This is a genomic window from Dactylosporangium sp. NPDC049140, from assembly GCF_040648435.1.
The window spans coordinates 21,932-46,179 of record NZ_JBEZDS010000004.1; the positions used below are offsets into that span (position 1 = coordinate 21,932).

Here is a 24,248-nt window from a genome sequence, read left to right on the forward strand (position 1 = left end):
TGATCCCCCGGCTGAACAGCGGGGCGGTCGCGGGCTCGTTGACGCATGCACGGTGCTGACTACGTTGCACGGCGTGGGCGCCCGCCCTCCCCCACGGAAAGGTTGGCCACCGATGTACACCAGAGTGCTCGCGAGGGCCCTGACCGCCCTCACCGCGGTCGCGCTCGTCGCCGCCGCGGGAACCGCATCCGCGGCGGAGCAAGCCACGGGAACCGCATCCGCGGCGGAGCAGACGGACAAGAGCGGCAGCGGGTTCGTCACGCGGCAAGGGGACGACCTGCGGCTCGACGGCAAGACGTTCCGCTTCGCCGGGTCGAACAACTACTACCTGCACTACAACTCGCACGCGATGGTCGACGACGTGCTCGGCGACGCCGCCGGCGCCGGGTTCAACGTCCTGCGCACCTGGGGCTTCATGGAGTCGGGGCAGAACGGCGTGTCGTTCCTGTCCTTCGACGGCACCAAGCCGGTCGCCAACGACGGGCCCGACGGGCTCGGCCGGCTCGACTACGTGCTCAAGGCCGCCCACGACAAGGGCATCCGCCTGGTCATCCCGCTCACGAACAACTGGAGCGACTTCGGCGGCATGGACCAGTACGTCAAGTGGCACGGCGGGCAGTACCACGACGACTTCTACACCGACCCGGTGATCCGCGGCTGGTACGCCGACTGGGTCACGCACGTGCTCAACCGCACGAACGCGCTCACCGGCGTCAAGTACAAGGACGACCCCACCGTCATGGCGTGGGAGCTGGCCAACGAGCCCCGCTGCGGTGGCTCCGGGCAGCTGCCCCGCTCGGCGAACTGCACCGACCGGACGCTCGTGACCTGGGCCGACGAGATGACGCGGCTCATCCACGGCGTCGACTCGCACCACCTGGTCGGCGTCGGCGACGAGGGCTTCCTGTGCACCGACCGCACCAGCAGCGACTGGACCGTCAACTGCGCCGACGGCGTCGACTCGGCCGCGCTCGCTGCGCTGCCCGGCGTCGACCTGGCCTCCTTCCACCTGTACCCGGACGGCTGGGGCAAGGACGCCGCCTGGGGCACCCAGTGGATCCGCACCCACGTGCAGGTCGCCCAGCGGGTGCACAAGCCGGTGATGCTCGGCGAGTTCGGCTTCAAGGACAAGGCCACGCGCAACACCGTCTACAAGGCGTGGACCGACGAGGCCGTGCGCGACGGCATCGACGGGTTCCTCTACTGGATCCTTTCGGGCGTGCAGGACGACGGCACGAACTACCCCGATTACGACGGTTTCACGGTGTACTGCCCGAGCCCCGTCTGCACCACGATCGCCAACGCCGGCGACGAGCTGCGCCATGGCTACCGCTCCCGCCCGCCCGTCGCCGACGACGATGCCGTCCAGACGCTGCGGGACGAGACGGTGACCCTGCAGCCGGCGGCGAACGACATCGCCTACCGCACGCGCGTCAAGCCGAACACCATCCAGCTCGCGGCGACCACCACCGCCGGAGGAACCTTCAGCGTGAACGCCGGCGTGGTCACCTTCGTGCCCGCACCGGGGTTCCAGGGCAAGGCGTCGACCACCTACACGATCCGCGACGAGGCCGGCCGCACCTCCAACGCGGCCCGCATCGAGGTCACCGTCCGGCCCCGCCCGGGCGACCCGCTGCTCATCGCCGGCTTCGAGGACGGTACCGACGGCTTCGCGCCCGGCAGCTGGCAGACCAACGCGGGCACCGTCGCCCAGACCGGCGACTTCCACCCCCAGGGCGCGTCCGGACTGCGGGTGACCGTGGCCGACGGTGGCTGGTTCGGCATCGCCCCGCTGCCGGCGCCGCTCGACCTGTCCGGCAAGGCGGCGCTGAAGTACGACATCCGCACTTCGAGCGCCGGCACCTCGACCAGCATCGCGGTGCAGACGGGCGACGCGTGGACCTGGTGCCAGTCCAGCTTCGGCTGGGTGAACCCGGACACGACCACCACGGTCGCGATCGACCTCACGACCGCCATGTCGTGCGACGCGACGGCGCTGGCCGACGTGCGCGTGATCTACGTGTGGATCAGCGGCGGCGGGACCTACGACATCGACAATCTCCGCGCCGAATAGGAGTCGCGATGAACCGATCACTCACTGCATTCGTGGCGTTGGGTCTCGCGCTGGGCGGCCTCGCGGCCTGCGGCGACGACAAGGCCGCCGACTCGGGCAAGATCGCCGGCGAGATCACGGTGCTGACCCAGCGCACCGACATCGTCAACACGGTGTTCCAGGACTACAAGAAGAAGTTCGAGGCGAAGTACCCGGGCACGACGGTCAAGTTCGAGGCCATCACGGACTACGAGGGCGAAGTCCGGGTCCGGATGAACACCAAGAACTACGGCGACGTGCTGCTCATCCCCAACTCCGTCAACGCCGACCAGCTCAAGTCGTTCTTCGAGCCGCTCGGCACGGTCGACGAGCTGCAGAACAAGTACCGCTTCGTGCGCACCAAGAACAACTTCGACGGCAAGTCGTACGGGCTGGCGATCACCGGCAACGCCCAGGGGTACGTGCTCAACAAGAAGATCTGGGCCCAGGCCGGCATCACCGAGCCGCCGAAGACGTCCGAGGAGTTCCTGGCCGCGCTCAAGGCCATCAAGGAGAAGACCCAGGCGATCCCGCTGTACACCAACTACAAGGACGGCTGGCCGCTCGGGCAGTGGGAGGGCGCGCGCGGCGCCATCAGCGGCGACGCGGACGCGGCGACCAAGCTCGGCGACGACGACGCGCCGTGGGCCGCCGGCAAGGAGCACTACATCCTCGACTCGCTGCTCTACGACGCGGTCAAGGGCGGGTACACCGAGCCCGACCCGACCACCACGAACTGGGAGCAGTCCAAGGGCCTGCTCGGCACCGGCAAGATCGCCACGATGATGCTCGGCTCCTGGGCGATCGTGCAGATGCAGCAGGCCGCGACGAGCAAGGACGACATCGGGTACTGGCCGTTCCCGCACCAGACGAACGGCAAGTTCTACTCGGTGATCGGCCCCGACTACATGAACGCCATCAACGTCAACTCGAAGAACAAGGCGACCGCGCGGGCGTGGGTCGACTGGTTCGCCGACGAGTCGAACTACGCCACCGACCAGGGCGGCGTCGCCCCGCTGAAGAGCGCGGAGATGCCCTCGACGCTGGCCGACCTGACCGCGGCCAGGACCGAGATGATCGAGCTCAACCCGGCGCCGGCGGGCAAGGAGGGCCTCGCCGACAAGATCGGCAACTCGGCCGAGGTCGCGCTGTACGACGGCAAGTACCGCCAGGTCATCGTCGACGCCGCCCGCGGGGCGAAGAACGAGTCGAAGGACCAGATCTTCGCCGACCTGAACAAGAAGTGGTCCCAGGCCCGGGCCAAGCTCAAATGAGACGTGCCACCCCGTACGCGTTCCTGGCGGTGCCGCTGCTCTTCCTGATCGTGTTCACCTACATCCCGGTGGTGAACATGTTCTGGTACAGCGTCACCGACTGGGACGGGCTCAGCCCCACGAAGGAGTTCGTGGGGCTGGGCAACTACGTCGAGATCTTCACCCGCCCGGAGCTGTTCGGCGTGCTGAAGGTGAGCCTGTACTACATCGGCGCGTCAGTGGTGCAGATCGTGCTGGCGTTGTACTTCGCGGTCGTGCTCAGCTTCAGCACCCTGTTCCGCAACGTCTACAAGGGATTCATCTTCTTCCCGTACCTCATCAACGGCGTCGCCATCGGCATGATCTTCCTGTTCTTCTTCCAGCCGGGCGGCACGCTGGACTCGGCGCTGGGCTCGGTCGGCCTCGGCGATCTGCGCCAGCAGTGGCTGGGCGACCCCGGCGTGGTGAACTACTCCCTCGCCGGCACGTCGGTCTGGCGGTACCTCGGGCTGAACTTCGTGCTGTTCCTGGGCGCCATCCAGTCGATACCGCCGCAGCTGTACGAGGCCGCGGAGCTCGACGGGGCCGGGCGGTGGGCGCAGTTCCGGTACATCATCCTGCCCGGCATCCGCCCCGTCGTCGGGCTGTCGTTCATCCTGGCGATCTCGGGCTCGCTGTCCGTCTTCGAGATTCCCTTCATCATGACCGGCGGCGCGAACGAGAGCGAGACATTCGTCATCCAGACCGTCAACATGGCGTTCAAGTACTACAAGTTCGGGCTGGCCTCGGCGATGGCGGTCGTGCTGCTGGTCATCATTCTGCTCGTGACGTGGTTGCAGCGACGTGTCGCCCCGGAGGAGAAGGTCACGCTGTCATGAGGCTGCTCAAACACCTCTCGCTGGTGGGGGCCTCGCTGGTGGTACTGCTGCCGCCTCTCGTGCTGGTGCTGGCCTCCCTGAAGACCCATCAGGAGTTCGCCACCACCGGCCCGTTCGACCCGCCGCACAACTGGTTCAACCTGCACAACTACGCGGTCGCGTTCAACGACGGCCACATGCTGCGCGGCTTCGTCAACACCTCGATCATCCTCGTGGTGTCGCTGGCCGGCACGGTGCTCATCGGGTCGATGGCCGCCTACGCCATCGACCGGTTCGAGTTCCGGCTGCGCCCGCTGGTCATCGCGCTGTTCCTGCTGGCGACCCTGGTGCCGGGCGTGACGACGCAGGTGGCGACGTTCAAGGTGGTCGACACCCTGCAGCTGTACGACACCCGCTGGTCGGCGATCGCGCTGTTCCTGGGCACCGACATCATCTCCATCTACATCTTCCAGCAGTTCCTGCGGGGCGTGCCGACCGAGCTGGACGAGGCCGCGGCGCTGGAGGGCGCGGGCCCGTTCACCATCTACCGGCGCATCATCCTGCCGCTGCTCAAGCCCGCGATCGCCACCGTGGTCATCATCAAGGGCATCGCCATCTACAACGAGTTCTACATCCCGTTCCTGTACATGCCCTCGCAGGACCTCGGCGTCATCTCCACGTCGCTGTTCCGCTTCAAGGGCCCGTTCGGCGCCCAGTGGGAGGTCATCTCGGCCGGTGTCATCCTCGTCATCATCCCCACGCTCGTCGTCTTCCTCGCGCTGCAGCGGTTCATCTACAACGGCTTCACCGCCGGAGCGACGAAGTGAACGTGTAGGGTGCCGAAACGATGACAGCATCCGGTGAGCAGCAGGGACGGGTCACGATCCGGCAGGTCGCGGTGCACGCCGGCGTGTCCGAGGCGGCCGTGTCCTACGCGCTCAACGGCCGCCCCGGGGTCTCCGAGCAGACCCGCGCCCGCGTGCTGGCCGCCGCCCGCGAGCTCGGCTGGGCGCCGAACATCGCGGCCCGCTCGCTGGGCACCGCCCGGGCCAACGCCGTCGGCATGGTGCTGGTCCGCCCGCCCCGGGTGATGGTGGTCGACTCGTTCTTCACCCAGATGCTCAGCGGCGTCGAGGCCGAGCTCAACCGCAACGACGTGGCGCTGGTACTGCACCTGGTCGACGACTTCGCCGAGACGATCGACGTGTACCGCCGCTGGTACGCGGGCCGCCACGTCGACGGCGTCATCATGACCGACCTGCGCCACGGCGACCCGCGCCCGGCCGCCCTGCGCGACATCGGGCTGCCGGCCGCGGTCATCGGCGGCGGCGACTCCGACCTCGACGGCTTCGACCTGGCCGGGCTGAGCTCCGTCGACGCCGACACCGCCGGCACCGCCCTGGGTATCGTCAACTACCTGCGGGCGCTGCGGCACCGCACGATCTTCCGCGTCGCCGGCCCCCGCGAGCTGCTGCACACCGTCCAGCGCGACGCCGCCTACTCGGCCGCCGCGGCGACGGCCGGCGACATCGAGTACCGGGCCGTGTACACCAACTACGGCGCCGCCGACGGCATGCGCGCGACCCGCGAGCTGCTGAGCCTCGCCGAGCCGCCGACCGCGCTGGTCTTCGACAACGACGTCATGGCCGCGGCCTCGCTGAAGGTCGCACACGAGATGGGCCTGTCCGTGCCGGGCGACTTCTCGGTCGTCGCCTGGGACGACTCCGACCTGTGCCAGATCACCGTGCCCGAGATCACCGCGGTGGTGCAGGTGCCCGCGCTGCAGGCCGAGCTGACCGCGCGCGCCCTGCTGACCGCGATCGGCGGCGGCGGCGAGACCCGGCTCACGTTACCCCCCGGCACACTCACCGCCCGGCAGTCCACCCGGCCGCCCCGCGCACGCTAACCGCTTCAGTTGACACTGCTCAGAAAGCCCACTTAGGGTTCAGAAACCAGAACTTATACGGTTCAGTCGGGAGTCTGTCATGTCCGTCCTGCGTCCGCTGCACACCGGCTGGACGGTCCGTGCCGCCACCGGGGCGCCCGCCGGGGGCCCGTTCCCCGCGACGGTGCCCGGCTGCGTGCACACCGACCTGCTCGCGGCGGGCGCGATCCCCGACCCGTTCCTCGACGACAACGAGGAGCGGTTGCACTGGATCGGGCGTACCGCGTGGGAGTACTCCACCGTGTTCGCCGGCATCGCGGGCGACCGGGTCGACCTGGTCGCCGAGGGGCTCGACACCGTCGCCACCGTGACCCTCAACGGGGTCGAGCTCGGGCGGACCGCGAACCAGCACCGGGGCTACCGCTTCGACGTCACCGGCGTGCTCCGGCCCGACGGCAACGAGCTCACCGTGCGGTTCGACTCCGCCTACGACTACGCCGAGCGCGTCCGCGACACGCTCGGGGCCCGGCCGAACGCCTACCCGGAACCGTTTCAGTACATCCGCAAGATGGCCTGCAACTTCGGCTGGGACTGGGGCCCGACAGTCGTCACCGCCGGCATCTGGCAGCCGATCGGCCTGTACGCCTGGTCCACCGCCCGCCTCGCCCGGGTCCGGCCCGTCGTCACCGTCGAGGGCACCACGGGCCGCGTCGAGGTCCTCGTCGACCTCGAGCGCACCGCCGGCGCACCCGTCCTGCTGCGGGCCGCGGTCGGCGGGGTCGAGGCGGCCGTCGAGGTGCCCGCGGGCGCGACCGAGGCCTCCGTCGTGCTCGAGGTGCCGGACGCCGAGCTGTGGTGGCCGCGCGGGTACGGCCCGGCCCGGCTGTACGACCTGCGCGTCGAGCTGGGCGACGAGGTCTGGTCCCGGCGGATCGGCTTCCGTACGGTCGAGCTCGACACCGCCGCCGACGCCGACGGCTCCCAGTTCGTGCTGCGCGTCAACGGCGAGCCGGTGTTCGTGCGCGGCGTCAACTGGATCCCCGACGACGCGTTCGTCACCCGGATCGGCCGCGAGCGCTACGCCGAGCGCATCGACCAGGCCGTCGCCGCGGGCGTGAACTACCTGCGGGTGTGGGGCGGCGGGCGGTACGAGAGCGAGGACTTCTACGAGGTGGCCGACGAGCGCGGGCTGCTGGTCGGGCAGGACTTCCCGTTCGCGTGCTCCGCGTACCCGGAGGAGGAGCCGCTCGCGAGCGAGGTCGCGGCCGAGGCGCGCGAGCAGGTCGTCCGGCTCATGCCGCACCCGAGCCTGGTCATGTGGGTCGGCAACAACGAGAACATCTGGGGCTTCCACGACTGGGGCTGGCCGGCCGAGCTCGAGGGCCGCACCTGGGGCGAGGGCTACTACCTGCGCGTGCTGCCGGCCATCGTGCACGAGCTCGACCCGACCCGGCCGTACTGGCCCGGCAGCCCCTACTCCGGCGACGCCTCCATCCACCCGAACGACCCCGCGCACGGCACCATGCACATCTGGGACGTCTGGAACACGCACGACTACCGCCACTACGCCGACTACCGGCCGCGGTTCGTCGCCGAGTTCGGCTTCCAGGCCCCGCCCGCCTTCGCGACCCTGCGCCGCGCGGTCTCCGACGAGCCGCTCACCCCGCAGTCGCCCGGCGTCGCCCACCACCAGAAGGCCATCGGCGGCAACGAGAAGCTGGCCCGCGGCCTCGAAGGCCACTTCCCGGCGCCCGCGACGTTCGACGGCTGGCACTGGGCGACCCAGCTCAACCAGGCCCGCGCGATCGCGTTCGGCATCGAGCACTTCCGCTCGCTCAAGCCGCTGTGCACCGGCGCGATCGTGTGGCAGCTCAACGACAACTGGCCGGTCACGTCGTGGTCGGCGATCGACGGCGACGGCCGCCGCAAGCCGCTCTGGTTCGCCCTTCGGCGGGTGTACTCCGAGCGCCTGGTCACCATCCAGCCCCGCGACGGCGCCCCGGCGATCGTCGCCGTGAACGACACCCCGCACCCGTGGCGCACGACGGTGGAGGTGCGCCGGCTCGCCTTCGACGGATCCCCGCGCGCGAAGCTCACGCTGGCCGTGGACGTGCCGGGCGGAGGCGCGGCGACGGTACCGCTGCCGCCGGAGCTCACCACGCCGGAGTCCCCGGCCTCGGAGCTGCTGGTCGCCGACGCCGACGGCGAGCGCGCCCTGTGGTTCTTCGCGGAGGACGTGGACCTGGCCTACCCGCGCGCGGCGCTGGACGTGCAGGTGGCCGCTTCCCCGGACGGCGTCGACGTCCGCGTGACGGCGCACGCGCTGGCCCGCGACGTGACCCTGTTCCCGGACCGCGTCGATCCGGCCGCCACGGTCGACCGGGCGCTGCTGACCCTGCTCCCGGGCGAGTCCGCGACCTTCCACGTGCGCGGCACCGCGGTCGCGGACCCCGCGGTGTGGTCGGCCGCGCCGGTCCTGCGCACCGCGAACGACCTCGTGGCGTAGCGCGCCGGGCTCAGGGGACCGGCGGGAGCCTCAGGTGCGCGCGGGTGCGGCCCATCGCGGCGAGGATCCGCGCGCGCCGCGCCGCCGGGTCCAGGCGCAGCAGCGCGGCGGCCTCCACGGCCAGGTCGTGCGACCGTCCGGCGCCGGGATCCAGGGCCACCACCCGGTTCAGGAGACGCTCCGCGGTGGCCGTCCGGCCGGTCAGGGCGGCGGCCGCGCCCGCGTGGAACTCCGGCGCCGCCACCGGCCGGGCCGGGCGGGACACCGGGTCCGGGCTGCCATTGTCGTCAGTCGTCCGGCGCGGCCCGGCCCCGCGCCGGGCGCACGCGCCGCACCAGCCCGGCGATGCGCCCGAGGGCGGGCACGACGATCCAGCACACGTACGCGTAGTGGGTGACGAACGCGAGCGGAATCGACACCAGGAACCCGGCGGAGATCGACAGCCCGTTGAGGTACGCGTGCCCGAAGATCGACCGGGGCATGCCCGGCCGGTGCAGCCCGTGCCGCCGGACCTCGCGCACCATCACCGCGAACAGCACGCCGGTGAGCGCCTGCACCGAGGCGTAGAACACGAACCGCGTCTCGAACGCCCCCTCGCCGTTGAGGACCCGGGTCGCGTACGGCGTCACGACGAGCAGCAGCAGCCAGCGCAGCGTGAGCGAGACCAGCCGCCCGCCGAGCGTCTCGACCCAGCGGAACACCCGGTGGTGGCCGCTCCAGTGCGCCCCGATGACGGCGAAGCTGATGAGGAAGGCCACGTACTCGTCCCGGTGCTCGGCCGCGGCGTGCAGCAGCGCCCGGTTCGTGGTGCCCTCGGGCAGCGGCAACTCGAGCGCGAGCAGCGTGATGGCGATCGCGATCACGGCATCGGCGAAGAACGTCAGCCGCTCCGCCGCGACCGCCCGCGCCACGACCCCGGCCGCCTCGCCGGCCACGTCCTCGCCGGCCGGCGCCGCGGTATCTGTTGACGTCATGCGCAGAGCGTCCCACACGATGATCGCGACCGTGCCGCGGCGGGCGCATCGATGATCGGGCACACTCGACCGCATGAGTGAGGCGGGGGCGTCACAGGTCGACGACGAGAAGCGGGTCAGCTGGGCCGAGTTGTTCTTCGATCTCGTCTTCGTCGTGGCCGTGACGAAGGTGGCGGCACTTGTCGCGTCGGACCACGACTGGCCCGGGCTGCTGCGCGCGGCCGTGGCGTTCGTGCCGATCTACTGGACCTGGGTCGGCGCCGCCATCGTCACGAACCTCGACGACGTGTCGAGACCGGCGATGCGGCTGCGCGTCTTCGGCGTCGCGCTGGCCGGGATCTTCATGGCGCTCGCGCTGAACAGCGCGTACGGCGACCGCGGCCTGCTCTTCGCGGCGGCGTACTGGGCCGGGCGCATCGTGCTGGGCTGGCGAGGCGTGAGCCGCCTGCGCGACGGGGTGCCGCTCAACCCGTACACGGTGAGCATCCTCGCGACCGGTCCGCTGCTGGTGCTCGGGGCCCTGCTGCCGGGTGACTGGCGCACCCTCGTGTGGGCGGTCGCGGCGCTGCTCGACCTCGCGAGCCCCAGCCTGCTGCGCCGGCGGCTGCTGGGCCTGCACCTCGACGCCGGGCACCTCGCGGAGCGGTTCGGACTCTTCGTGCTGATCGCCCTGGGCGAGTCGGTCGTGGCGATCGTCGCGTCGGTGCCCGACGACGTCACCGTCCTCGACGGCGTGACGGTCGCCCTGGCGTTCGCGGTCTCGGCCGGACTGTGGTGGGTGTACTTCCACTTCGCCGCCGACGCCGTACGGCACGCGCTCGCGACCGCCGCCGTACAGCTGGACATCGCCCGGATCGTGCTGTCCTACGGGCATCTGCTGTTCATCGGGGCCGTCATCACCGTCTCCGTGGGCCTGCACGAGGCCGTCGCCGACCCGCGCCACCACCTGTCCTGGCCCGCGACCGGCCTGCTGTACGGCGGCGCGGCGCTGTACCTGGCGACCTTCGGCCTGACGCGCTGGGCGATGTTCCGCCTGGTCTCGATCACGCGCCTGACCGCGGCCGCGGCGGTCCTCGCCGCGCTGCCACTCGTGCCGCACCTGCCGTCCATCGCGTCGGTGGCGCTGCTGGCCCTGATCATCGCGGCCCTGAACGCCGTCGAACTGTCGCGCAACGACCGCATCGGCTGGCGGACCCTGCTGGCCCACCGAGCGCTATGAAACCGGTCAGATGTGGCGCCGGTAGTGGATGACGACGTCGGAGATCACCACCTCGCTGCCCTTGTTCCGGTCGGCGTCGTCGTCGGCACGGGCGCTGACGACGAGCACGTTGTCCTGCTCGTGCAGGATGCCGGCGTCGACGATCTCCTGCCAGGACCGGTGGATGTCGGTGTTGAACAGCTGCTCGGCGACGGTCTCGCCGTTGAGGACGAAGGTCACGGTGATCGCCTTGACGAACGGCCGGGCCGCCCGCGGCGTTCACCACCGTCGCGCCGCTGTCGGTGAGACGACATCGGCCCGCAGGCTCAGCCTTCGGTCTCCTGCTGGCCCAGCACGCCGTCGCGCAGGTACGCCGTCCAGTGGTGCGACTTGTCGAGCCAGGTCGGGTTCGCCTGCTCGGCGCCGGCCAGCCATGCGCAGGCGCGGTGAAGGCCGCTGCCGGTCGTGAGCGCGGCCCGGGCCTCGGCGCGGACCTCGCTGGGAACGGCGTAGAGCGTCAGGACGCGGCGTGGACGGCTGGGTGTTCCCCGGGGCAGGTGGTAGGTGCTGCCGAGTTCCGAGTATCTGGCCGCCCGCAGTAACACCGTGACGGCCCGATCACCCCCGCCTCGGGAGAAGTCCAGCGTGAGGAGGACTACACCGGCGGCCCGGAGCGACGCCTCGACGATCGACCGCTCGACCGGGTACGACCAGCCGCGCGGGAGCCGGTCGCGCCGGTAGCTCTGCCACGGTTCGCCGGACATCTACGCGACTGTACGGGCGACGCCGGAGATCCCGTCGCGACGGCCGCCGGTCGGTGCCGGTCACGTCGTCCCGGGATTCGCGGAGGGGATCGAGAACGAGAACGGCTCGCCGGCGTTCAGTACAGCTCGTCGGCCGCCATCAGGGCGCGCGCGGCCAGGCGCGTGCGCGTCTCCGGGCGGTCCGCGAGGTCGTCGACCACGCACGCCAGGCCCAGCCACGTCGCGCCGATCTCGTGCACCATCTCCTGGATCGCCAGGGCCTGCGCGCCGCTCTCCACCCAGTCGTCCACGCACAGCACGCGGTCGGACGGGCGGACCAGGGCGCGCCGGAAGCTCAGCACCGCGCCGCCGCCGTGGTACGTGTCCGGCAGCCGCCGGTGGGTGTAGAACTCGGAGTGCAGGGCGACCCGGTCGTTCTTGCGTACCTCGACGAGCCCGACGCCCAGGGATGCCGCGACGAGCGCGCCCAGCAGCGTGCCGCGCGACGCCGGGCCGAGGACCACGGTGGGGGAGCCGGGCACGAGGGCGGCCACGGCCGGTGGGAGGTCGCGCAGCACCACCGGGTCGCGCCACCACTCGGTGATGTCCGCGAACGCCACGTCCGGGCCGCCGCGCCAGTGGAAGCCGATGCGGAGGCGCTCGCGGAGCTCAGGCACCCAGGGCCGGGGCCGGCTGCCAGCGCCAGCGCGGGTCGCAGTCGGGGTCGTTCGCGGCCAGGACGGCGCGCAGGACGCCGTCGGGGTCGCAGCTGTACAGGCCGGAGCTCCAGACGTTGTTGACCTCGAGCACCGCGAACTGGCCGGACTCGGTGCGGCCGACGTCGATGACCGCGGTCGGGGGCACGTTCTGGGCCGGCAGGTCGGCGAGCATGAGGGCGACGAACGCGGCCGCCTCGTCGTGCCACGACGCGCGGTGCATGCGCAGCGCCGGGCTCCACTCCTCGCCCTCGACCACGTACGGCGACCAGGCCACCGGCAGGCGTCCGATGGTGAAGACGCGGTACTCCGAGGCCAGGTCGAGCCAGTGGTCCATGATGATCAGTGTGCTGTCGGCCGGGAGGCGGGCCGTGCGCAGGCGGTTGCGCAGGTCGTCGGCGTTGCGGACCCAGGCCGCGGAGAACGCCGGGTGCTTCTCGTCGGCCAGCTTGGCCACGGCCGGGCGCGGGCCCACGAAGTCGGGGGCCTCGCCGACGCTGACCAGGCGGATGTCGCGGCCCGTGACGTCCTTGGGCAGGGCGGCGAACCAGGACGGGGACGCGCCCGAGAGGCACACGTCGGCGCCGCCGGCGATGAGGGTGGTCAGGTAGCCGCCCGCGGCCCGCCAGGCCACGCCGTCGGCGGAGTGCAGCCCGTCGACCTCGGCCGGGTCGCCCGGCAGCTGCGCCACCGGCAGCCCGATGCGCTCGGCGGCATGCGTCAGGGCCGCGCTCGCCTCGGGCGAGCGCACCCGCATTGCCAGGGTCCGGAACTGACGCACCCCCATATCCTGCCAGCGAGGCTCGTCAGTGTCGTTGCCGGATTCCACAGACGGCACAACCTCGGCCCACGCGCGCTCACCCAGGGCATCCGATGTGACACTTTCGGGGACATCGAGCTCGACTTTTGGTAAAGAAACCGACAAATCGGGCACGGTATTCATATGGCTACCGAGCTCCGGACGCGGCCCGTGGTACCGCCGCTGGTCCGTCGTCGCCGCGCCGTGCGGCGCCGGCGCCTGGTGATCGCCGTCACGCTCCTCGTCGCCGCACCCGGTCTCACGGCGCTGCGCACCTACGCCCATGACGTCGACCGCGGGGTCCGCGTGCTCGGCATCGACCTCGGCGGCCGCTCCCGCGAGGGCGCCCGCCGGGCCCTCGAGGCCGGGGTCGCGGCCCGCCTGCGCCGGCCGGTCGCGGTCAAGGTCGGCACCGAGCCCGCCGTCCTCGACCCGGCGGTCGTCGGCCTGACCCTCGACGTCGCGGCGACGGTCGACCGCGCGGCCGCCGTGACGACCGTGCCCTTCGGCGGCACCGACGTCGAGCCGGTCGTGCACGTCGACGCGGGCCGCCTCTTCGCCTCGCTGATGGACCACCTCGGCGCCCAGGGCGACGCGCCGGTCCTGCCCGCCGTGCGCTTCGACGGCCTGCGCCCGCTGCCGGTGTACCCCGAGCAGGGCCGCGGCCTCGACCGCCTCGGCGCCGCCCGGCTGGCCGAGGCCGGCCGGCTGCGCCGGGACGCGCTCGAGTTCCCGGTCGTGGACCTGGTGCCGCACGACACCCGCGCCGACGTGGACCGGCTGGTGCGCGACCTCGCCACCCCGGCCGTCGCCGCGCCGCTGGTGCTGGCCACGCCGCGCGGCGACGTGACGGTGACGACGTCCGGCATCGCGGCCGCCCTGCGCCTCGAGTCCGACCCGGACGGGCGGATCGCGCCGGCCGCCTCCGAGGGGTGGACGACGGCGGTGAGCCCGGCGTTGAACCTGGACGCCGGCGCCTGCTCCCGGTGTCGTCGTTCTTCCCCGCGCACCCGCCGAGGAGCTGGACGAGAACATCCAGACCGACACGCAACGTACGGATGATGTCACCCAACGTAGTCGCGAGCGGCCCGCTCCGCCCACCGGTCCGGATCGCCCGGGCGGCGCAGCAGCAGCGCCTCGAAGTACACGGGCGCGGTCGCGGCCACGAGCAGCTCCCGGTGGTCGACGGGTTCGCGCAGCTCGCCCCGCTCGACCGCCCGCCGCACGAGCACCGCGCACCGCTCGAACCGGCCGTCCCAGAACGACCGCAGCGCCTCGGCCGCCGCCGGCGACCGGAACGAGGCGGCGATGAGCGCGGTGGTGATCGGCGACTCCCCCGTGAGGGCCGCCTGCACCTCCAGGTTGACCGCTCGCAGGTCCCCGCGCAGCGACCCGGTGTCGGGCGGGTGCCAGTCGTCGCCGGCCGCCGCGGCCAGCACGTCGGCGAGCAGCCCCCCGACGTCGGCCCAGCGCCGGTACACCGTCGCGCGGTGCACGGACGACCGCTCGGCCACGGCGTCGACGGTCACCGAGTCGTACCCGCCCTCGACGAGCAGCTCCGACACGGCCGCGAGCACGCGCCGCCGCACGTCGGCGCTGCGCCCGCCGGGCCGGCTTGCCGTCCGGGGGCTGATCCATGCCAGGATCGTATCGCGACATTTGTCGCATTAACAGACCGGGAGGCGGGCATGCGGGAGTTCGAGCTCGGCGCGGCGGGCGGCGGCCCCTACGGCATCACGACCGGCCCCGACGGCGCCCTCTGGTGCACCCTGGTCCACGCGGGCGGGATCGCCCGGCTGGCCACGGACGGCGAGGCGACCGTGTTCCCCCTGGCCAACCCGGCGGCGGCCCCGTCGATCATCGTCCGCGGCGCGGACGACGCCCTGTGGTTCACCTGCTTCCAGGACGGCACGATCGGGCGCATCACGACCGGCGGCGAGCTGTCCTCCCGGCCGGTGCCGTCCCCATTCGGCCTGGCGGCGGCGCCGGACGGCACGCTGTGGAGCACGGAGCTGAACGCGGACCGCGTCTGGCGCCTCGACCCCGACGGCACGACGGCCCCGATCGACCTGCCCACCGCCGGTGCCATGCCGTCCATGCTGGCCATCGGGCCCGGCGGCGCCGTGTGGTGCACGCTCAACCAGGGCAACGCGATCGCCCGGATCGACACCGGCGCGATCCACGAGCTGCCGACCGCGGGCGCGGCCCCGGTCGGCATCACCACCACGCCCGACGGCGCCGCCTGGTTCGCCGAGATCGGCGCCGGGCAGATCGGGCGGATCACGCCGGACGGCCGGATCGACGAGTACCCGCTGCCGGACCGCGCCACCCGCCCGCACGCCATCGTGGCCGACCCGGCCGGCGGCTGCTGGTACACCGAGTGGGCCGGCAACCGCCTCGGCCACATCAGCGCCGACGGCGCCCGGATCACCACCTACCCGCTGCCGACGCCGGGCTCCGAGCCGCACGGGCTCGCCGTGGGGCCGGACGGCGCCGTCTGGGTGGCGCTGGAGATCGGCCGGGTCGCGCGCTTCGCCGCCTGATCCGCGAGCGCCGCGACGCCGCCGAGCAGGATCAGCGACGCGGCGCTGACCAGCAGCGTCCGCTCGGGGCCGACCGCCGTGACCAGGGGGCCGCCGACCGCGGTGCCCACCGGCACCGCGATCACCGTGATCGAGCCGAACGCGGCCAGGACCGCCGACAGCCGGTCCGGCGGGGTGGTGCGCTGGAAGACGGCCATCACGATCGGCATGTACGGCGCCCAGCACAGCCCGGCCAGCGCGAACGCGGGCAGCGACAGCGCCGGCGGGGCGCCCAGGCCGAGCGGGAGGACCGCCACGCCGAACGCGAGGACCACAGGCCAGACCGGCAGGCGGCGCAGGTACGCGGTGGCCAGGCCGCCCGCGGCCGCGCCGATGCCGAAGACGGTGTAGTACAGGCCGAGCAGGGTCGCGCTCGCGTGCAGGTCGTCGGCGACGTGCAGCGGCAGCGCGACGTAGAACGGTCCGAAGAGCAGGAAGAACACGAACGACAGCGCGAGCAGGGCGAGCTGGGCGCGGCCGAAGCGCACCGGCGTCCGCCCGGCCGGGGCGGCGGCCGGGGTCGTGGGCACGAGCCGGTACGTCAGGGCCAGCACGGCGAAGCTCGCCGCGTCGATCGCCAGGACCACGGCGGCGTTGGTCCAGCCGATGAGCAGCCCGGCCAGGGGCGGGCCGGCGATCGCGGCGGCCTCCGCGAGTGTGCCCAGGGCGCCGTTGGCGGCCAGATGGTGCTCCGGCGGGAGAATCTCCGCGATCAGGGTGTACCGCCCCGCCGAGCCCCAGGCCGCGAGCAGCGACGACACCGCCAGCAGCCCGATGTACAGCGCCGGGGGCAGCGCGCCGGCCGCGAACAGCAGCACGATCGCGGCCAGGGCACTCGCGCGCAGGATCGCGTTCCAGCCCGCGAGCTGGGCGCCGGAGCGGTGGCGCAGGTACCGCCCCAGCACCGCGCCGCCGAGGGCGCTCGGCAGCGAGTACGCCGCGACCGCGGCCGCCACCCAGGGCCCGCGCTGGCCCGCCGGGGCGAGCTGCAGGGCCAGCCAGCTGACGGCGACCAGCGACATGCCGTCGCCGAGCGCGGAGATCGCGATGCCCGGCAGGACGCGGCGCAGCACGGGATGGGTGAGGACCGGCCGGTACGGGCTGGAGCGGGGGCGCATGCGGCCCAGCCGATCTCATGCGGTACGGCCGGGCAAGGGATATCGCGATGGGCGCAATTGGCGCCATTGGGTTATCTTGCTGGCCATGCGTGGGTGGCCTTTCGGTCTCGCCTTGTGGCTGCTGGTCTTGGCGGCCGCGCAGGCGGCCGGTTTCGTTGCGGTCTGGCGGTTCTTCGTGCACAGCGAACACGGCCAGCTGCTGGACTTCGTGGCGCTCACGGGCAACAGCATCGGCCAGGCCCGCGTCGCCGGCCTGGTGCACGACACGCTCAGCACCATCTCCGTCGTGTCCGTCGCCGCGGCCACGATCGCTATCGGCTTCATCGCCGTGGCCCGCCGGCGGGTGGCCCTGGGCGTCGGCGCGGTGCTGCTCATCGCCGGGTCCAACGCCACCACGCAGTACTTCAAGGAGCTGATCTACCGCCCGCACCTCGGCATCGACGTGGACCGGGTCGCGGCCGGCAACAGCCTGCCGAGCGGGCACACGACGGTCGCCGCGTCGGTGGTGGTGGCGTTGGTACTCGTCGTGCCGCCCCGCACCCGCGGGCTCGTCGCGCTCGGCGGCGCGGTGATCGCCTCCCTCGTCGGCGTGGCGACGCTCTCGGCGGGCTGGCACCGGCCCAGCGACGCGGTCGCCGCCCTGCTCGTGGTCGGCGCGTGGGCCGCGGCGGCGAGCCTGTTCATCCTGATCGCCCAGCGCCGCCACGGCGGGGTGCGGTACGGGGCGGCGAACACGTACACGACGGTCTTCCTGGCCCTGGTCTCGATCGGGCTGCTGCTCGGGGCGGTGGTCGCGCTGCGGCTGACCGACGGGGTGATCGAGCAGGCGGTGGACGACCTGAGCCGCCGGCGGCTGTTCGTCGCCTACGCGGGCGGGGCGCTCGGCATCGCCGGCACCGCGGGCCTGGTCGTCTCGGCCGTCCTGGCCACCGCGCACCGGGTCGTGCCGCTCTGGGTGCCGGACTATGCGGACGAAGATCCGGAGCCGGAGCCGGACCCGTCCGACGAGACGACCCTGCGGCTGCCGGCGTCGGCCGACGACACGACGGTGCCGCTACAAGGCGGCGGGCTCGGGCTCGGCCAGTGACGCGTTCGTCCAGCTGAGCGCGGCCAGCAGCTCCGCGTGCAGCTCGCCGTCGGCCTCCAGCCGGGGCGCGCCGCGCTGGTAGGAGCGCACGTCGCGGAGCACCTCGCCGAGCGCCTCGAGGGCGTGCGGACCGTCGCGGAACAGCAGCTCGTAGGCGGCGACGTGGCCCCGTGCACGTCGCCGGACCGCGAGAAGATCGGCTGCGGCCCACGTGCACGGCGCCGGAACGGGGGAACGTACCGCGCTCATCGACTCGCCCGGCGCGGATCTGCGGATTTCCAGTCCAGCCGTTACGCGGCGCCGGCCAGGGCGAGGATGCGCCAGCCCTCGTCGGGGAAGCCGGACGCGTCGGCGACGTGGGCGCTGGCCGTGTTCTCAGGGTCGTGCAGGTAGATCGCGACCGCGCCGGTGGCGACGATCCGGCGCGCGGCCCGGGACACGAGCCGGCGGGCCAGCCCCCGGCCGCGGGCCCGCTCGTCCGTGCCGACCGAGATCTCGACCCCGGACGGCCCGTGCGGCTTGAGCCCGACCCCGGCCAGGTACTCCCCGGTGCCCGGCTCCCGCGCGATGAGCACCTGGCCGGGGAAGGGCCGCAGCCAGTCGGGGATCCCGGGCGCGTCGGCGGGCTCCCACTCCCCCGCGCTGTCCATCGCCGCCGGCATCTCCGACCACCGGAACACGCCGGTGAAGAAGCGCTGCTCGGGCCGGCCGACCAGGGACGGGAGCCGCTCGGCGAGGGCCGCGTCGAGCGCGCCGGGCGGGGTCGCGGCGACGAGCCGGGCGACGGCGTCGCGGGCGCCGGGCGGCACGGAGAGCACGCCGTTGCCGTCGCCGTCGGTCACGCCGAGGGCCCGCTGCTCGCCCCCGTCCCAGCGGGGCTTCTCCCGTAACGGGGTACCGACGACGACGAGGCCCCCGGGGGACGGCCAGCTTCCGAGCCACGTGCGCAGGAAGGGATCGAGCACATGAGCATCTTAGGGGCTGTGGCGAAGGTGATGGCCGGGCCGCGGCGGCCTCGCTCCGGCCCCTGCTTCGACACAGCCCTAGGGTTGCGCGCGGTACTGCGCGCTCATCACGTCGGCCACGCGCTTGGTCCAGTCGGCCGGTCCGTCCACGGTCCAGTTCTCGCCGAGCGCCATGAACAGGGGCCCGCGCCCGGCCTCGGCGGCCCACTGGGCCTCGGCCTCGTCGTGCCCCGCGTACACGCCGACGCCGACCTGGCGCCCGCCGGCCGTGCAGCGCCCGCGCTCGCCGGCCTTGACGACCACGGCGGCGGCCTCGACGGCCTCGTACCCGGTGCACGGCAGCCCGCGCCGGTCGAGGTAGTCGACGAGCGCCCGCGGCGAGGAGAACGTCTGCGGCGCCACGTCCTCGGCGACGGACGGGTGCCGGTCGATCCGCCCGATGAGCACGACGAGCACGGCCCCGACGACGAGGACCCCGGCGGCGAGCGTGGCGATCATCGCGGTCGGCGGCCGGTGTACCGGGTGCTCCCTGGGCGGGGGCGGCGGCAACGGCTGCGTGGCGTCGTCGACGTCGGCCCCGAGCTCGGCGAGGACCTCCTCGTCGGGCCGTGCGCCGAAGCCGGCCGCGATGGCCCGGCGCGCGACGACGTCGACGTCGGCGTCGGCGTCGGCCTCTGTCTCACCCTGGATGACGGCGTCCCGGGCGGCGACGGCCTGAACGGCCTCCCGGGCGGCGAGCTGGGCGGCGGTGCGTTCCGCGGCGGCGGCCGCGACCTCGGCCGGGGACGGCAGCGGCTGGGTGGTCTCGACGTCGGCGTCGAGCCGGGCCAGGATCAGGTTGTCCGGCGACGCGCCCAGGTCGGCCGCGGTGACCTGGCGCATGACGAAGCCCACGGACACCGCGACCGGGACGTCGGCGACCGGCGCGACGGCCCCGCGAACCGCGGCGGCGATGTCCGCGGGCGCGGCGGAAACGGCCCCGGCGCGCGGCACGGCAACGGCTTGCTGCGGGGCGACAACGGCCTGCGGGACGACAACGGCCTGCGGGGCTCTCGGCACGGCGGCTCGGAGGGCGGCGGCGATCTCGGCGGCGGACGGCAGTGGCTGGGTGGCCCGCGCGGCCTCGATCTCGGCCGGGGACGGCAGTGGCTGGGTGGCGGCGTGGTCGAGGGGCTGCAAGGGCTGCACCTTCACGCGAGAACGCTACCGTGGCCCGTTGGCGGACTCAGCACTCCGAACGTACAGATCTGCTGATGGACTTCTGGCCATCCGACAACGGCCGCCCAATTGATGCCGATATTTCGGACACGCCCCGCCGCAATATATCCACATTTATGGCCTGACGGGCGAAAAGTCCGATAGGCGCGACGATACCGTACGTGTCGAATTCACCCTACCGCCGGCGCCATGTGTCGATTTCTTGCCTGCCCGCGGGGTCGCCGCGGCGCTACCGCGGGTTCACCCGGGCAGCGAGACGGCGATCTCCTCGCCCAGCGCCGCCCCGTGCTGCAGCTCGAGGTCGTCGCCGCTCCAGAACTTGCCCGGGTCGTACCAGTTGGCGCGCCGCCCCTTCGCGAGCAGGCCCATCTCCTCGTAGGTCACGGCGACGACCTCGGCGCAGTACGCGGTCTCGAGGCTGCCGCTCGTCGGCTCGCGCAGGTGGGGCAGGCGGCCCTTGAACCAGCGCCCGGCCAGCCGGGCCGTCGACGGGAACGGGGTGCCGTCCAGGCGGGCGACGGTGCGCAGCACGGCGTCCTCCATGGCCGGACCGACCTCCGGGAACAGCTGGCGCAGCCAGGCGCGCTGGCCGTAGCGGCGGCCCCAGACGAGCACCGCTTCGCGCAGGTCGTGCAGCTGCACCCCGCGCTGGCGCGTGCCAGTCCACAGGTCCGGCAGCGACCGGCCCAGCTCCGCGTGCCACATGAGCGGCGGCATGTCGTCGAGCACGACCGCCATGCCGACGTGGTTGACCGGGCTGTTGGTAAGCGTCTGGATGGCACGGTCGGCGGTCGTACGGCCACGGAACACCCAGAGGTCACCCGTGCGGGTCATTCGCACGGCCTCGTCGAGATCGACCATCACCGGGACTACCCTAGGGCCTCATGCGCATCAAGTGGTGGAAGGTGGTCGGCCTCGCCGGTGTCGTCGGCGTGGCGGCGACGGGAGTCCTGGTGGCACGGGCCGAGCGGCAGCGGCGCGCGTACACGCCGGAGGAGATCAGGGACAAGCTGCGTACACGGCACGCGGTCGCACAGGACGGGACGAGTCGCGGCTCACGTACCAGTGGCAACTGAGGTCACCTAGGGTAGGAGTGTGCTGCCACTGACATCCCAGGCCGACCCCGTGCGGGTCCTGTTCCTCGAAAACATCCACCCGATCGCGGTCGAGCGGATGCGCTCCGAGGGCTACGAGGTCGAGACCGTCGGGCGCGGGCTCGACGAGGAGGAGCTGATCGCGAAGCTCGACGGGGTACACCTGCTCGGCATCCGATCGAAGACCCAGGTCACCGCCAACGTCCTGGCCTCCGCCCCGCACCTGCGCGCCATCGGGGCCTTCTGCATCGGCACCGACCAGATCGACCTGCGCTGCGCCGCCGAGTCCGGCATCGCGGTCTTCAACGCGCCGTTCTCCAACACCCGCAGCGTGGTGGAGCTGGCGATCGCCGAGATCATCTCGCTGACCCGGCGGCTGACCGAGAAGAACGCCGACATGCACAACGGCGTGTGGAACAAGGACGCCGCGGGCTCGCACGAGGTCCGCGGGCGCTCCATCGGCATCGTCGGCTACGGCAACATCGGCACGCAGCTGTCGGTCCTGTCCGAGAATCTCGGGCTGCGGGTGTACTTCTACGACACCTCCGAGCGGCTCACCCTCGGCAACGCCGTGCGCTGCAACTCCCTCGACGAGCTGCTCGAGGTCGCCGACATCGTGACCCTGCACGTCGACGGCCGCCCGGGCAACAGCGGCTTCTTCGGCGAGGAGCAGTTCGCGAAGATGCGCCCCCGCAGCATCTTCCTGAACCTCAGCCGCGGGTTCGTCATCGACCACGACGCGCTGCGCCGGCACCTCGACAACGGCCACCTCGCCGGGGCCGCGGTCGACGTGTTCCCGCAGGAGCCCAAGGCCAAGGGCGACGAGTTCGTCTCCGCCCTGCGCGGCCTGCCCAACGTGATCCTCACGCCGCACATCGGCGGCTCGACCGAGGAGGCGCAGTCCGACATCGGTGCGTTCGTGGCCGAGAAGCTGCACAAGTACGTCGCCGAGGGCTCGACCACGCTGAGCGTCAACCTGCCGTCGCTCAACCTGCAGCAGCTGCCGGACACGCACCGCATCGCCCTGCTGCACCACAACGTTCCGGGTGTACTCGCCGAGGTGAACAGCATCTTCGCCGGTCACAAGGTCAACGTGGAGGGGCAGATCCTGGCCACCCGCGGCGAGTACGGCTACCTGCTCACCGACGTCGCGGCCCAGTACCCTCAGGAGATCCTGGCCCAGCTGACCGGCATGGCCACGACGGTCCAGCTGCGCGTCCTGTCCTAAATATCGAGAACCTTCGATTAAACGACACATCTGATACTGGTCTCGTTCACGACCGGGCGAAAGCGTGCTCCCAACGCATCCGAAGGGAGCACGCATGCTCAGGGTTGTCCGTACGGCCGCCGTGGTCGCCCTCGCCGGCGCCGGCACAGTCGCCGCGCTCGCCGGCCCGGCCGGGGCCACCCCGCCCGGGATCCCGTCCAAGGCCACGGCGCAGACGCAGCTCAACGCGCTGACCGTGGCGAGCGAGGGGTCGATGAGCGGGTACAGCCGGGACCAGTTCCCACACTGGATCACCATCAGCGGTTCGTGCGACACGCGCGAGACCGTGCTCAAGCGCGATGGCACGTCGGTGGTCACGAGCAGCGCCTGCGCGGCCACGTCGGGCCGCTGGTACAGCCCGTACGACGGCGCGACCTGGACCGCGTCCGGCGACGTCGACATCGACCACGTGGTGCCACTGGCCGAGGCCTGGCGCTCCGGCGCGAGCGCGTGGACCACGGCCCGCCGCCAGAGCTTCGCCAACGACCTCACGCACCCGCAGCTCATCGCCGTGACCGACAACGTCAACCAGTCCAAGGGCGACCAGGACCCGTCGACCTGGCAGCCGCCGCTGACCTCCTACCGCTGCACCTACGCGCGGATGTGGATCAGCGTGAAGTACACCTACGGCCTGAAGCTGCAGTCGGCCGAGAAGACGGCCCTGCAGTCGATGCTCAACGCCTGCTGAGGCCGAGCCGCCCGCGGGCGCAGGCGGCGCACTCCGCTTCGACGGGTGCGCCGCCGTGGCGACCGGGCACGGCTCCGGTCAGGCCAGTGGCGGGTAGTCGGTGTAGCCACGGTGGTCGCCGCCGAAGAACCCGGTCCGGTCCGGGGTGTTGAACGGGCCGCCGCCGGCCAGCCGAGCGGGCAGGTCCGGGTTGGCCAGGAACAGCGCGCCGTAGGAGATCAGGTCGGCGGTGCCGTCCTCGATGAGGGCCAGGGCGTCGGGGCCGGTCGGGGCCGGGTGGGTGTCCGGGTTGAGGATCAGGGCACCGGGCCATTGGGCGCGCAGGCCGGCGGTGAGGGCACGCCGCCCGGGGGCCTCCACGATGTGCAGGTAGCTGAGGCTCAGCCCGGCGATGCCGGCCACGAGCGTTTTGTAGGCCTGTTCCAGGTCGTCCTCGGCGATGTCGTGCAGCGGGTTGCCGGGCGAGATGCGCAGCCCGACCCTGTCGCCGCCGATCGCGGCGGCCACGGCGGTGGTGACCTCGGTGGCGAACCGGACGCGGCCCTCGATGGTGCCGCCCCAGCCGTCGGTGCGCCGGTTGGCGTTGGACGACAGGAACTGGTGGATCAGATAGCCGTTGGCGCCGTGCAGTTCGACGCCGTCGAACCCGGCCGCGATGGCATTGCGGGCGGCCCGGGCGAAGTCGTCGACGGTCTGCGCGATGTCCGCCTCCGTCAGCGGCCGCGGCGTCGGGAACGGCTTGGGCCCCTCGTGGGTGTAGACCTGGCCCTGCGCGGCGACCGCGGACGGGCCGACCGGGACCAGGTCGCCCGGCAGGAAACCGGCGTCCCCGATCCGGCCGGCGTGCATGAGCTGCGCGAAGATCACGCCGCCGGCCCGGTGTACGGCGTCGGTGACCTTCCGCCAGGCGTCGACCTGCCCGGCCGAGTGCAGGCCGGGGGTGTCGGGGTAGCCCTGTCCGACGATCGAGGGCTGGGTGCCTTCGGTGACGATCAGGCCGGCGCTCGCGCGCTGGGCGTAGTAGTCGGCCATCAGGTCGGTCGGCGTCGCGTCGGGACCGTAGGCCCGGCCGCGGGTCATCGGGGCCATGACGATCCGGTTGGCCAGCTCCACGCTGCCCAGGCGGAACGGTTCGAAAGCGGTGGTCATGATCGTTCGCTCCTGTGGTCGAGTCCCGCGGCGCCGGACTTCCACGGTCCTATTGTT

At 72.4% G+C, this 24,248-nt stretch carries 26 protein-coding genes; 13 read left to right on the top strand and 13 right to left on the bottom strand.

Features of this window, described 5'->3' with window-relative positions; genetic code table 11:
* Positions 1–112: 112 nt before the first annotated feature.
* The 6 genes from AB0B76_RS08920 to AB0B76_RS08945 all read left to right on the top strand — a co-directional run bounded on the left by AB0B76_RS08920 (position 113) and on the right by AB0B76_RS08945 (position 8,593).
* Positions 113–2,074 carry a cellulase family glycosylhydrolase gene (locus AB0B76_RS08920; RefSeq protein ID WP_360371778.1) on the top strand — a complete coding sequence of 654 codons (1,962 nt, stop codon included), beginning with the start codon at positions 113–115 and terminating at the stop codon, positions 2,072–2,074.
* A gap of 8 nt (positions 2,075–2,082) precedes the next feature.
* Positions 2,083–3,366: an ABC transporter substrate-binding protein gene (locus AB0B76_RS08925; RefSeq protein ID WP_360371781.1), complete on the top strand. Its 1,284-nt coding sequence runs from the start codon at positions 2,083–2,085 to the stop codon at positions 3,364–3,366.
* A complete protein-coding gene (locus tag AB0B76_RS08930) occupies positions 3,363–4,223 on the top strand; it encodes a sugar ABC transporter permease (protein ID WP_360371784.1) in 861 nt (286 codons plus the stop codon). Before AB0B76_RS08925 ends, AB0B76_RS08930 begins: the two co-directional genes overlap by 4 nt.
* Positions 4,220–5,029: a carbohydrate ABC transporter permease gene (locus AB0B76_RS08935; RefSeq protein ID WP_360371787.1), complete on the top strand. Its 810-nt coding sequence runs from the start codon at positions 4,220–4,222 to the stop codon at positions 5,027–5,029. Before AB0B76_RS08930 ends, AB0B76_RS08935 begins: the two co-directional genes overlap by 4 nt.
* 20 nt (positions 5,030–5,049) lie before the next feature.
* On the top strand, positions 5,050–6,108 hold the full coding sequence (locus tag AB0B76_RS08940; protein ID WP_360371790.1) for a LacI family DNA-binding transcriptional regulator: 1,059 nt from the start codon (positions 5,050–5,052) through the stop codon (positions 6,106–6,108).
* 79 nt (positions 6,109–6,187) lie between these two features.
* Positions 6,188–8,593 carry a glycoside hydrolase family 2 protein gene (locus AB0B76_RS08945; RefSeq protein WP_360371793.1) on the top strand — a complete coding sequence of 802 codons (2,406 nt, stop codon included), beginning with the start codon at positions 6,188–6,190 and terminating at the stop codon, positions 8,591–8,593.
* A gap of 10 nt (positions 8,594–8,603) precedes the next feature.
* On the opposite strand, the gene AB0B76_RS08950 is transcribed toward AB0B76_RS08945, so the two are convergent.
* Together AB0B76_RS08950 and AB0B76_RS08955 are read right to left on the bottom strand one after the other, a co-directional pair.
* Positions 8,604–8,858, bottom strand: a complete 255-nt coding sequence (locus AB0B76_RS08950; protein WP_360371796.1) for a hypothetical protein — start codon at positions 8,856–8,858, stop codon at positions 8,604–8,606.
* Positions 8,859–8,880: 22 nt separating this feature from the next.
* Positions 8,881–9,567, bottom strand: coding sequence for a TMEM175 family protein (locus AB0B76_RS08955; RefSeq protein ID WP_360371799.1), 687 nt, complete (start codon positions 9,565–9,567; stop codon positions 8,881–8,883).
* Between the two features lie 73 nt (positions 9,568–9,640).
* Here AB0B76_RS08955 and AB0B76_RS08960 point away from each other — a divergent pair, with 73 nt between their 5' ends.
* Positions 9,641–10,786, top strand: a complete 1,146-nt coding sequence (locus AB0B76_RS08960) for a low temperature requirement protein A (protein WP_360371802.1) — start codon at positions 9,641–9,643, stop codon at positions 10,784–10,786.
* Positions 10,787–10,792: 6 nt separating this feature from the next.
* On the opposite strand, the gene AB0B76_RS08965 is transcribed toward AB0B76_RS08960, so the two are convergent.
* From AB0B76_RS08965 to AB0B76_RS08980, 4 genes are all read right to left on the bottom strand, one after another.
* A complete protein-coding gene (locus AB0B76_RS08965) occupies positions 10,793–11,005 on the bottom strand; it encodes a hypothetical protein (protein ID WP_360371805.1) in 213 nt (70 codons plus the stop codon).
* A gap of 86 nt (positions 11,006–11,091) precedes the next feature.
* Positions 11,092–11,529 (bottom strand): hypothetical protein, encoded by a 438-nt coding sequence (locus AB0B76_RS08970; RefSeq protein WP_360371807.1) that lies wholly within the window; start codon positions 11,527–11,529, stop codon positions 11,092–11,094.
* Positions 11,530–11,645: 116 nt separating this feature from the next.
* Positions 11,646–12,185, bottom strand: a complete 540-nt coding sequence (locus tag AB0B76_RS08975) for a phosphoribosyltransferase family protein (RefSeq protein WP_360371810.1) — start codon at positions 12,183–12,185, stop codon at positions 11,646–11,648.
* Positions 12,178–13,005 carry an ATP-grasp domain-containing protein gene (locus tag AB0B76_RS08980; RefSeq protein ID WP_360371813.1) on the bottom strand — a complete coding sequence of 276 codons (828 nt, stop codon included), beginning with the start codon at positions 13,003–13,005 and terminating at the stop codon, positions 12,178–12,180. Before AB0B76_RS08980 ends, AB0B76_RS08975 begins: the two co-directional genes overlap by 8 nt.
* Positions 13,006–13,167: 162 nt before the next feature.
* Here AB0B76_RS08980 and AB0B76_RS08985 point away from each other — a divergent pair, with 162 nt between their 5' ends.
* Positions 13,168–14,085 (top strand): hypothetical protein, encoded by a 918-nt coding sequence (locus AB0B76_RS08985; RefSeq protein WP_360371816.1) that lies wholly within the window; start codon positions 13,168–13,170, stop codon positions 14,083–14,085.
* 2 nt (positions 14,086–14,087) lie between these two features.
* Here the strand turns inward: AB0B76_RS08985 and AB0B76_RS08990 are convergent, their stop codons facing one another.
* Entirely contained in the window at positions 14,088–14,600 is a 513-nt protein-coding gene (locus AB0B76_RS08990) for a TetR/AcrR family transcriptional regulator (protein WP_360372711.1), read from the bottom strand.
* Positions 14,601–14,711: 111 nt separating this feature from the next.
* Between AB0B76_RS08990 and AB0B76_RS08995 the strand changes: the two genes are divergently transcribed.
* Entirely contained in the window at positions 14,712–15,566 is an 855-nt protein-coding gene (locus tag AB0B76_RS08995; RefSeq protein WP_360371819.1) for a virginiamycin B lyase, read from the top strand.
* Here the strand turns inward: AB0B76_RS08995 and AB0B76_RS09000 are convergent.
* Positions 15,458–16,723 (bottom strand): MFS transporter, encoded by a 1,266-nt coding sequence (locus tag AB0B76_RS09000; RefSeq protein WP_360371822.1) that lies wholly within the window; start codon positions 16,721–16,723, stop codon positions 15,458–15,460. The two genes, AB0B76_RS08995 and AB0B76_RS09000, sit on opposite strands and share 109 nt — an antisense overlap.
* An 85-nt stretch (positions 16,724–16,808) precedes the next feature.
* Between AB0B76_RS09000 and AB0B76_RS09005 the strand changes: the two genes are divergently transcribed.
* Entirely contained in the window at positions 16,809–17,810 is a 1,002-nt protein-coding gene (locus AB0B76_RS09005; RefSeq protein WP_360371825.1) for a phosphatase PAP2 family protein, read from the top strand.
* On the opposite strand, the gene AB0B76_RS09010 is transcribed toward AB0B76_RS09005, so the two are convergent.
* The 4 genes from AB0B76_RS09010 to AB0B76_RS09025 form a co-directional block, all read right to left on the bottom strand.
* Positions 17,778–18,059: a hypothetical protein gene (locus AB0B76_RS09010; protein ID WP_360371828.1), complete on the bottom strand. Its 282-nt coding sequence runs from the start codon at positions 18,057–18,059 to the stop codon at positions 17,778–17,780. The genes AB0B76_RS09005 and AB0B76_RS09010 overlap by 33 nt on opposite strands.
* A gap of 41 nt (positions 18,060–18,100) precedes the next feature.
* On the bottom strand, positions 18,101–18,775 hold the full coding sequence (locus tag AB0B76_RS09015) for a GNAT family N-acetyltransferase (RefSeq protein ID WP_360371831.1): 675 nt from the start codon (positions 18,773–18,775) through the stop codon (positions 18,101–18,103).
* Between the two features lie 78 nt (positions 18,776–18,853).
* The gene (locus AB0B76_RS09020; RefSeq protein ID WP_360371834.1) at positions 18,854–19,969 is read right to left on the bottom strand and encodes a hypothetical protein; all 1,116 of its coding nucleotides are present in this window, start codon (positions 19,967–19,969) and stop codon (positions 18,854–18,856) included.
* 264 nt (positions 19,970–20,233) lie between these two features.
* On the bottom strand, positions 20,234–20,857 hold the full coding sequence (locus tag AB0B76_RS09025; protein WP_360371837.1) for a hypothetical protein: 624 nt from the start codon (positions 20,855–20,857) through the stop codon (positions 20,234–20,236).
* Positions 20,858–20,883: 26 nt separating this feature from the next.
* Between AB0B76_RS09025 and AB0B76_RS09030 the strand changes: the two genes are divergently transcribed.
* The 3 genes from AB0B76_RS09030 (at position 20,884) to AB0B76_RS09040 (ending at position 23,042) form a co-directional block, all read left to right on the top strand.
* Complete coding sequence (locus tag AB0B76_RS09030; protein ID WP_360372714.1) at positions 20,884–21,069, top strand: hypothetical protein; 186 nt, start codon at positions 20,884–20,886, stop codon at positions 21,067–21,069.
* A gap of 19 nt (positions 21,070–21,088) precedes the next feature.
* Positions 21,089–22,315, top strand: coding sequence for a phosphoglycerate dehydrogenase (serA, locus tag AB0B76_RS09035; RefSeq protein ID WP_360371840.1), 1,227 nt, complete (start codon positions 21,089–21,091; stop codon positions 22,313–22,315).
* A gap of 94 nt (positions 22,316–22,409) precedes the next feature.
* Complete coding sequence (locus AB0B76_RS09040) at positions 22,410–23,042, top strand: HNH endonuclease family protein (RefSeq protein WP_360371843.1); 633 nt, start codon at positions 22,410–22,412, stop codon at positions 23,040–23,042.
* Between the two features lie 78 nt (positions 23,043–23,120).
* Here AB0B76_RS09040 and AB0B76_RS09045 read toward each other — a convergent pair whose 3' ends face one another.
* Complete coding sequence (locus AB0B76_RS09045) at positions 23,121–24,191, bottom strand: alkene reductase (protein ID WP_360371846.1); 1,071 nt, start codon at positions 24,189–24,191, stop codon at positions 23,121–23,123.
* Positions 24,192–24,248: the final 57 nt, after the last annotated feature.

Coding starts and splice junctions, on each gene's coding strand:
- AB0B76_RS08920 (WP_360371778.1), top strand. CDS start 113: ATGTACACCAGAGTGCTCGCGAGGGCCCTGACCGCCCTCACCGCGGTC.
- AB0B76_RS08925 (WP_360371781.1), top strand. CDS start 2,083: ATGAACCGATCACTCACTGCATTCGTGGCGTTGGGTCTCGCGCTGGGC.
- AB0B76_RS08930 (WP_360371784.1), top strand. CDS start 3,363: ATGAGACGTGCCACCCCGTACGCGTTCCTGGCGGTGCCGCTGCTCTTC.
- AB0B76_RS08935 (WP_360371787.1), top strand. CDS start 4,220: ATGAGGCTGCTCAAACACCTCTCGCTGGTGGGGGCCTCGCTGGTGGTA.
- AB0B76_RS08940 (WP_360371790.1), top strand. CDS start 5,050: ATGACAGCATCCGGTGAGCAGCAGGGACGGGTCACGATCCGGCAGGTC.
- AB0B76_RS08945 (WP_360371793.1), top strand. CDS start 6,188: ATGTCCGTCCTGCGTCCGCTGCACACCGGCTGGACGGTCCGTGCCGCC.
- AB0B76_RS08955 (WP_360371799.1), bottom strand. CDS start 9,567: ATGACGTCAACAGATACCGCGGCGCCGGCCGGCGAGGACGTGGCCGGC.
- AB0B76_RS08960 (WP_360371802.1), top strand. CDS start 9,641: ATGAGTGAGGCGGGGGCGTCACAGGTCGACGACGAGAAGCGGGTCAGC.
- AB0B76_RS08970 (WP_360371807.1), bottom strand. CDS start 11,529: ATGTCCGGCGAACCGTGGCAGAGCTACCGGCGCGACCGGCTCCCGCGC.
- AB0B76_RS08985 (WP_360371816.1), top strand. CDS start 13,168: ATGGCTACCGAGCTCCGGACGCGGCCCGTGGTACCGCCGCTGGTCCGT.
- AB0B76_RS08995 (WP_360371819.1), top strand. CDS start 14,712: ATGCGGGAGTTCGAGCTCGGCGCGGCGGGCGGCGGCCCCTACGGCATC.
- AB0B76_RS09000 (WP_360371822.1), bottom strand. CDS start 16,723: ATGCGCCCCCGCTCCAGCCCGTACCGGCCGGTCCTCACCCATCCCGTG.
- AB0B76_RS09005 (WP_360371825.1), top strand. CDS start 16,809: ATGCGTGGGTGGCCTTTCGGTCTCGCCTTGTGGCTGCTGGTCTTGGCG.
- AB0B76_RS09010 (WP_360371828.1), bottom strand. CDS start 18,059: ATGAGCGCGGTACGTTCCCCCGTTCCGGCGCCGTGCACGTGGGCCGCA.
- AB0B76_RS09040 (WP_360371843.1), top strand. CDS start 22,410: ATGCTCAGGGTTGTCCGTACGGCCGCCGTGGTCGCCCTCGCCGGCGCC.
- AB0B76_RS09045 (WP_360371846.1), bottom strand. CDS start 24,191: ATGACCACCGCTTTCGAACCGTTCCGCCTGGGCAGCGTGGAGCTGGCC.